This window comes from Terriglobales bacterium, from assembly GCA_035651995.1.
Lineage (GTDB): Bacteria > Acidobacteriota > Terriglobia > Terriglobales > Acidobacteriaceae > DASRER01.
Window position 1 is genome coordinate 85824 of record DASRER010000046.1, and the last position, 6505, is coordinate 92328.

General features: G+C 63.3%; 11 protein-coding genes and 1 tRNA gene. 10 read left to right on the top strand and 2 right to left on the bottom strand.

All coding sequences use genetic code 11. The annotated features are described in order from the left end of the window. Positions 1-140 precede the first annotated feature (140 nt). The 7 genes from VFA60_15710 (at position 141) to VFA60_15740 (ending at position 3613) form a co-directional block, all read left to right on the top strand. Positions 141-788, top strand: coding sequence for an Ig-like domain-containing protein (locus VFA60_15710; protein HZQ93239.1), 648 nt, complete (start codon positions 141-143; stop codon positions 786-788). A 48-nt stretch (positions 789-836) separates the two neighbouring features. Continuing rightward, on the top strand, positions 837-1103 hold the full coding sequence (locus VFA60_15715; GenBank protein ID HZQ93240.1) for a hypothetical protein: 267 nt from the start codon (positions 837-839) through the stop codon (positions 1101-1103). 119 nt (positions 1104-1222) lie between these two features. Next, positions 1223-1387: a hypothetical protein gene (locus tag VFA60_15720; GenBank protein ID HZQ93241.1), complete on the top strand. Its 165-nt coding sequence runs from the start codon at positions 1223-1225 to the stop codon at positions 1385-1387. Between the two features lie 239 nt (positions 1388-1626). After that, positions 1627-2127, top strand: coding sequence for a type II secretion system protein (locus VFA60_15725; GenBank protein ID HZQ93242.1), 501 nt, complete (start codon positions 1627-1629; stop codon positions 2125-2127). Positions 2128-2188: 61 nt separating this feature from the next. Then, entirely contained in the window at positions 2189-2428 is a 240-nt protein-coding gene (locus VFA60_15730; protein HZQ93243.1) for a hypothetical protein, read from the top strand. Between the two features lie 108 nt (positions 2429-2536). Beyond that, entirely contained in the window at positions 2537-3049 is a 513-nt protein-coding gene (locus VFA60_15735; GenBank protein HZQ93244.1) for a hypothetical protein, read from the top strand. A 270-nt stretch (positions 3050-3319) separates the two neighbouring features. Continuing rightward, positions 3320-3613 carry a DUF4242 domain-containing protein gene (locus tag VFA60_15740; GenBank protein HZQ93245.1) on the top strand — a complete coding sequence of 98 codons (294 nt, stop codon included), beginning with the start codon at positions 3320-3322 and terminating at the stop codon, positions 3611-3613. A 141-nt stretch (positions 3614-3754) separates the two neighbouring features. Here VFA60_15740 and VFA60_15745 read toward each other — a convergent pair whose 3' ends face one another. Continuing rightward, on the bottom strand, positions 3755-3964 hold the full coding sequence (locus tag VFA60_15745; GenBank protein ID HZQ93246.1) for a hypothetical protein: 210 nt from the start codon (positions 3962-3964) through the stop codon (positions 3755-3757). A 130-nt stretch (positions 3965-4094) separates the two neighbouring features. On the opposite strand from VFA60_15745, the gene VFA60_15750 reads away from it, so the two are divergent. From VFA60_15750 to VFA60_15760, 3 genes are all read left to right on the top strand, one after another. After that, on the top strand, positions 4095-4595 hold the full coding sequence (locus tag VFA60_15750; GenBank protein ID HZQ93247.1) for an OsmC family protein: 501 nt from the start codon (positions 4095-4097) through the stop codon (positions 4593-4595). Between the two features lie 395 nt (positions 4596-4990). Then, on the top strand, positions 4991-5284 hold the full coding sequence (locus VFA60_15755; GenBank protein ID HZQ93248.1) for a DUF1778 domain-containing protein: 294 nt from the start codon (positions 4991-4993) through the stop codon (positions 5282-5284). Next, positions 5285-5806 carry a GNAT family N-acetyltransferase gene (locus tag VFA60_15760; GenBank protein HZQ93249.1) on the top strand — a complete coding sequence of 174 codons (522 nt, stop codon included), beginning with the start codon at positions 5285-5287 and terminating at the stop codon, positions 5804-5806. Between the two features lie 379 nt (positions 5807-6185). Here VFA60_15760 and VFA60_15765 read toward each other — a convergent pair. Beyond that, positions 6186-6259 (bottom strand) — tRNA-Gln (locus VFA60_15765). Positions 6260-6505 lie beyond the last annotated feature (246 nt).

A 6505-nucleotide genomic window follows, 5' to 3' on the forward strand; every position in this document is an offset into this window, starting at 1 on the left:
GCGCTTCCTTCCCGAGTTGACGGAATTCCACGTCCGGGTGAAACTTGATTCTCCCGCGAGAGTTTCTGCTGATGTGAATAGGGCGGCGCGCCGCAACCCGGCGACGCAGGCCCGTTCTGAGTGCGGGAGCGTCGCCATCCATGCGTAACGTCATCTCCGAGGGTCCCGGCCGGTTGCCGCGCGTCGCGCTGCTGCTGGCGTCGTTGTTGCTGCTCGCGGTGGCCATGATGAGCTGCGGCGGCAAGTCGAGCACCCCCGTGAACAACAATCCGCTCGGCGTGAGCAAGGTAACGGTCACGCCGACGGCAATCACCGTGCCGGTGAACGGCACGCAGGCGTTCTTTGCGCAGGCGTTCGACGGCTCGAACAACCCCATCGCGGCAGGCACGTTTACATGGACGTCGAGTGCGCCGGGCATTGCGCTGATCAACCAGGACGGCGTGGCGACGGCGATCGCGACAGGGACGGCGCAGATCACGGCGACGGTGGCGACGGTGACCAGCGCCAACTCAACCATGACGGTGGTGGCGCCGGTGGCGTCGGTGACGATTGCGCCGCAGACGGCCAGCGTGAAGGTGGGCGCAACGCAGCAGTTCACGGCGGCGGCGAAGGATGCCGGCGGCAACACGCTGGCGGGCGTGCCCATCACGTGGCGCGTGAGCTTCGCGGGCGTGGCGACCATCGATTCCAACGGGCTGCTGACCGGGGTTGCGCCCGGCGTGGTCACGGTGGTTGCGCAGGCGGGTGGGCAGCAGAGTCCGCCGGCGACGGTGAGCGTGACGCAGTAGCCCAAGTTCTCAGTTCCCGGTCCTCACTTCTCAGATAGAATTTGCGCTGTGAAGGGCGCTTTGCAGCCGCGCTACCGCAATGCCATCGTCCTGGTGGCGGCGTTCGGCGTTTTTTTCGCCACGGTTTTTCCGCTCGCGCCTACACCCATCGCGGTGTACAAGAGCAAACAGGCGGCCCCGGCGGTGAGCATTTTCGCCCTGGCGCTGCTGGCGCTTGCCCTCTCGCGCGTGAGCACGAGCGCACGCGTCGCCGAGCCAGTTTGCTTGCTGCACGGCCGCGATGTGCTCGACCTGACCTGCACGCGCCTCTGCTAATCGCACAACCCTGAGCTGATGTCCGGGCACGGTCCTGTGCCCGGTGGCGTCAACCGCCTGCCGGCGGCGCTGCGCGTTTGCGCAACGGCGCCGTTGCTCTTGTACATGCGGGAGGGTTTGTGCTGGATTTCCTTCTGAAGGTGATTACCTACATGTTTGTCATCGGGGTAGTGGGATGCATGGTCATGCTGCCGATCGTTGTGTGGCGCTTCGTCTCAGTGCTGTTCGAGAAGGACACGCTGGGCGAGGGGCACGAGCTGGAGGCACAGGCGGCTGCCGATTGAGCCCGCCGCCTTCCATGGTTATCTACGATAACCAGCCGCATCCTTCGGCCAGGTACTACCGGCGCAAGCCGGGCGAGCAGCTTCGACCTCGCCCGCCGGAGAAGACATCTACCGAACCTGCGGCGGGCTGCGCGATCAACCGCTGAAAGTACTGAGTCGGTAAAGATGGATTACAGAAGTCATCTTGTCACGCCATAGGGTCCCGGCTATCTTTGCCATCAAGGGCAAGGGGGATGCCCATGGCGAAACTTGGCCAGCAACGCGGGTTTTCACTGATCGAGCTGCTGATCGTGGTGGCCGTCATCCTGGTAATTGCTGCCATTGCCATTCCCAACATGCTGCGGGCGCACATGGCGGCCAATGAAGCGTCGGCCGTGGCGTCGATCAGGGCGCTGGGCACCGCGGAAACAACCTACGCCAACACCTATCCCGAGTACGGGTTTACCTGCAATATCGGGGATATGGGGCCGCCGGCGGGTTCGGGCCTGGCCACGTCGAATGCAGCCGGCCTGATTGATGCCGGCCTGGCCAGCGGCTACAAGGCGGGTTATACCTTCGCGTTCACCAACTGTGTGGCCGGCGGATCGTCGACGGTGAACGCAACATTTCAGTCCACTGCGACGCCGGTCTCGATCGGACAGAGCGGCGTGCGTGCATTCTGCTCGGACCAGGGCGGGGCCGTCCGCTACGACGCCGGCGGAAGCTCGTCTACTTGCCTGGGCAGCGGCTCGCCGCTGTAGTTCGGGGGCGCGTCCAGGTTCCCACCAGCACGGGACTTCGTTCACTGTCTTTCAGGATGGCGTGCCCGCCCCAGTGCTGGTTTTTGGGCGGCTGCAGGCATTGCACGCCCCTGGATTTGAGCTCGTCGCAGGTGCGCTTCACGTCGGCGGCGACAAAGACGATATCGCTCGCGAGACCGGGCTTTCGAAGAGCGCGGTGCAGCAGGCGCTGCGGAGCCTGCGGCGGCGGCTGGTGAACTCGCATCGCGAGCACCAGACGGACACGCCGGAGCACGAGGTGGAACGGCGGTGGGTGAGGTAGACTCACCGGCGCAAGGCTGCGAGGTATTTACCAATGCAATCTGTTCTGATTAGCGTGCTTATCGTTGCGAGTTGCGGAACAGCGGCCTCTGCGCAGTCACTTGCCGAAATGGCGCGCCAGGAGCGCTCGCGCAGGGAGACGGAAGCAGCCTCGGCGCGGCACGTCTTCACAAATGACGACGTGGCGCCGGCAAAGCGGGGCGACGCGGCAGAGCCCGACGGCGGACAGCCGGGAAGCGGAGCCGCGTCGCAGCGGAGCGCGGCGGCAGAGAAGCTGCGCGCGAAGGTTCTTGCCTACAAACAGCGGATCAAAGAACTGCAGGCGCGGATCGATGAGATCGGCCGGCAGATCGACCCCTCAGAAAAGCTCGGGGATGTGCCCGTCGGACAACGAGTGCTGCTCCACGGAACCGGTATGGGCGATCCTGGGCCTGGATTCTGCGCCAGATCACAAGCGATCTACTTCTCACCCTACAAGGAGTACTGCGACCGACCGGAGCGGCTTGCAGCGGAGCGCGAGGTCCTTCAGGCAGAACTCAATCGACAGCGAACCGCCCTGGCGGAGATCCAGGAGCAGGCGCGAAAGCAGGGATACCGGAGCGCGGTTTACGATCCGGAATAGTGCATGCTTGGGCGAGGGCGCCGTACTACCCGGGGTCGTGCTCGCGCAATGAGCGGCGTAGGGGCAGGGACCCTTCGACTCCGCGCTTCGCGCTCCGCTCAGGATGACTCAAGCCAAATTCAGCAGAGTTCTCGAGCTGCATCGTTGCGCCAGAACGGGGACGAGGGCGTCCGCGCCACGCCAGTCGTGGGCGTCCGCCGCGACGTCGCCGTAAAGCGGGCCCGCAAACCCCCGGGGGCGGCGAGCGCAGGTTGCGGAAAGAGTGCTACGATGACGGCTGGTGAAAACGCCATGCCGCAATTCGTAATCGAGCGAGAGATTCCGGGCGCCGGCAACATGTCGGAGGCCGAGCTTCAGGCGGTAGCGAAGAAATCCAATGCCGTTCTGAAGGAGATGGGCCCGGAGATCAAGTGGCTGCACAGCTACGTAACCGGCGACAAGGTGTATTGCGTCTACCTGGCGCCGGACGAGGAAACCGTTCGCGAGCACGCGCGCCGCGGCGGCTTTCCGGCGAACCGCGTGTCGGCAGTGCGGCGGCTGATCGATCCGGGCACGGCGGGCTGATCAGGGCGAGTTCAGGGCGCAGGTTCATCGCTGAGCGCTTCCACCACCGCCCGCTCGACCGGCATTGCCCAGCCTTCCATCCACGCCTTGAGGCCTGAGTTGGCGAGCGCCTCGTCGTCGTAGGAGCGCGCAGCGCCGAAATCACCTTGGATGATTGAGCGCGGAGGCGGAGCGCGCTTCCTGTTCGAAGCGCTGCAGCGCATCAGGAAGCGAGTGGCGGTCAAGCGAGATGGTCTTGATGGCGACTTCGCGGCCGAGGCGGAGATCGCGCGCGCGGTAAACCTCGCCCATGCCTCCGGCGCCGAGGACCTGGAGGATTTCGTAGGCGCCGAAGCGTGTCCCCGGGGACAAGGCGGACGCGGCTACGGCCGGAGTGAGCGGCGGATTCATGTCCGGGTTGGGTCGGCGGACCAGCGGCGCTGGGCCTGGGGCAGGGCACCCTGATGAGCCGCGTTTTAGAATACCGTAACTACGAGGGGATATGGACATTCGATCGTTGCAGCGCCCGCTGAAGGACCGCTACCGGCAGGACCCGAACAGCTCCCGCATCACGCTGACCGCGCGCGGTTCGCAGACGGCTGCGCCGATTGCCTGCTCAGTGGACCTGGGCCGCGCCATCTACCAGGCGCAGGCACACCAGGGCGTGGGCGGCGCGGGCAGCGGCGCCTGCTCCGGCGACCTGCTGCTGGGCGCCCTGGCGGCATGCGCGCAGATTACGTGCCAGATGGTGGCAGCAGCGATGGGCGTGCCGACGGAAAGCATCGATGTGCGGGTGGACGGCGACCTGGACCTGCGGGGAACACTGGGCATGTCGAAGGAAGTGCCGGTGGGATTCGGGAGCATCCGGGTGAAGTTCGACATCCGGGCGCCGCAGGCGACCGCGGAGCAGCGGAAAGCGCTGCAGGAAAAAACCGAACAGTACTGCGTGGTGATGCAGACGCTGCTGAAGCCGCCGAAGATCGAGAGCGAGTGGGCGGAGTGAGTTGCCGCGCTACGGCAATGCTCTTGCGCTGACCAGAAAGAGGCGGTTTTTTACGAGGTCGGCTGCGCCACCCTGTGCGACGAGACCGAGTGGCCAGCCGGCGGCACCACGGGTCTTGCAGGGACTTGGCTGCCCCCAGGGATTCGAACCCCGATATGCTGATCCAGAGTTACGAGTCAGCCGAGGCCGAATTCATGGCAACGCCGTTCTAATTCAGTCACTTGCGTAACCGCAAGCCCGCACGGAAGCGCCGCGTTCGAAGTTTCGAAAAATCGCGTGTTGGCGCATAGGGACTCGGAGCGCATGACACAGTGATGGCACAGGAAAATTGACAACTTTAGGCCGCTGAGGTAGCATCTACGTTTGTACGCACATTGTACATACAGGAGTAGACGATGGCGACAGCGGTTAAGAAGCGGTCGACGGCGAAATCGGAGAGGATCAACTTCCGTGTATCGGCGGCTGAGGAGCGCCTGATCCGGCTTGGAGCGGAGAAAAGAGGCGAGAAGGTGACCCGCTTCATTGTGCAAAGCGCATGTGCCGCCGCCGAAGTGGCTCTGGCTGACCAGAAACACTTCGAACTCGCTCCCGCCCAGTTTGCCCGGTTCGCGGACGCGCTCGACCGGCCTGCAAAGGTCATCCCCTCCCTGCAGAAACTGTTCGCACAGAAGTCGGTTCTTGAGCGCTGATTGAACGAATCGCGAACAAAGCCGCCTCTTTCAGCGGTCGAATTGCTGACCTCTGATCACGACGTGAGTGATTTTGACTGCGGCAAGCATGTCTCACTAACCGACTGGCTCAAGCGCTTTGCGCGCATGAATCAGTCGAGCGGAGATACGCGCACCTACGTCGTTCATCGAAATCGGAAGGTCGTGGGCTACTACTCGCTTGCTCCTGGCAGCGTCTCAAGAAAGGAAGCGGCTGTTCGGGCACGCAAGTCGGCCCCAGAGCCGGTTCCCATCGTGCTGCTCGCGCGTCTCGCCATTGACAAGGCAGAGCAGGGCCAAGGGCTTGGCTCTGCTCTGCTGAAAGACGCATTGCAGCGCGCATACGCGGGGGCGGAGATCATCGGTGGCCGTGCTGTCCTAGTGCACGCCATTGACGCCGAAGCCGCTGCCTTCTACCGCAAGTACGGATTCGAGAGTTGCCCCGGCCTGGAACTGCACCTCATGCTGCTGATGAAGGACCTGCGGACCACGCTTGGCGTCTGACAAAAACGGTGAATGTCTCGCGAGATTCTCGGTTAAAGGCATCGCGCAGCCCCTTCCTTTAACCCATTTCCCTCTCCCATTCCCCTTAGCCATTCCTCCGATCAATCCGAAGTCTTCTGCAGAGGTGTGTACCTATGGTTGAAGGGCAACTGCCCATCCCTGAGCTCGTCGCGACGCGACGTGCGGCCCAAATCCAAGGCGCGAGAGTGGAATGTCAAAACGCGATGGGCCATTCGGATGTGAAGACGGCCATGACGTACCAGCACCCTGAATTGAATGTCGTGCGCGAGGCAATCAATGCGCGGCAAATTTCAGGGCACGTTTTGGGGCACAGGTCGGACACGACCGGAAGAGTGAACTAGCGAGTGATTGAAAAGTTTGGCTGCCCCCCAGGGATTCGAACCCCGATATGCTGATCCAGAGTCAGCTGTCCTACCATTGAACGAGGGGGCAGCGCGCAGCCACAGGAGCGTACCGCGGAAAATGGCGCGCCGGGCAGTGTTCGAGTTCGATTCTAAGCTGCGGCGTGGGGATGGTCAACCTGACGGCCGCGCCAGCAGCGGGTGACGTAACGTTGATTGTGTAAAAAGCGAGAGGGTGTAAGTTGGCTTTGCCTAGCAAGCGAAGCCGTTCCTGGAAAGGAGACCTACACCCGATGGCGAAGATAATCCGGATTGAGGAGCATTTCCAACATTTTCT

Bases quoted from the DNA above. Each gene is read 5' to 3' on its own strand.
- VFA60_15710 (HZQ93239.1), top strand. From the start codon at position 141: ATGCGTAACGTCATCTCCGAGGGTCCCGGCCGGTTGCCGCGCGTCGCG.
- VFA60_15725 (HZQ93242.1), top strand. From the start codon at position 1,627: ATGGCGAAACTTGGCCAGCAACGCGGGTTTTCACTGATCGAGCTGCTG.
- VFA60_15735 (HZQ93244.1), top strand. From the start codon at position 2,537: ATGGCGCGCCAGGAGCGCTCGCGCAGGGAGACGGAAGCAGCCTCGGCG.
- VFA60_15740 (HZQ93245.1), top strand. From the start codon at position 3,320: ATGACGGCTGGTGAAAACGCCATGCCGCAATTCGTAATCGAGCGAGAG.
- VFA60_15750 (HZQ93247.1), top strand. From the start codon at position 4,095: ATGGACATTCGATCGTTGCAGCGCCCGCTGAAGGACCGCTACCGGCAG.
- VFA60_15755 (HZQ93248.1), top strand. From the start codon at position 4,991: ATGGCGACAGCGGTTAAGAAGCGGTCGACGGCGAAATCGGAGAGGATC.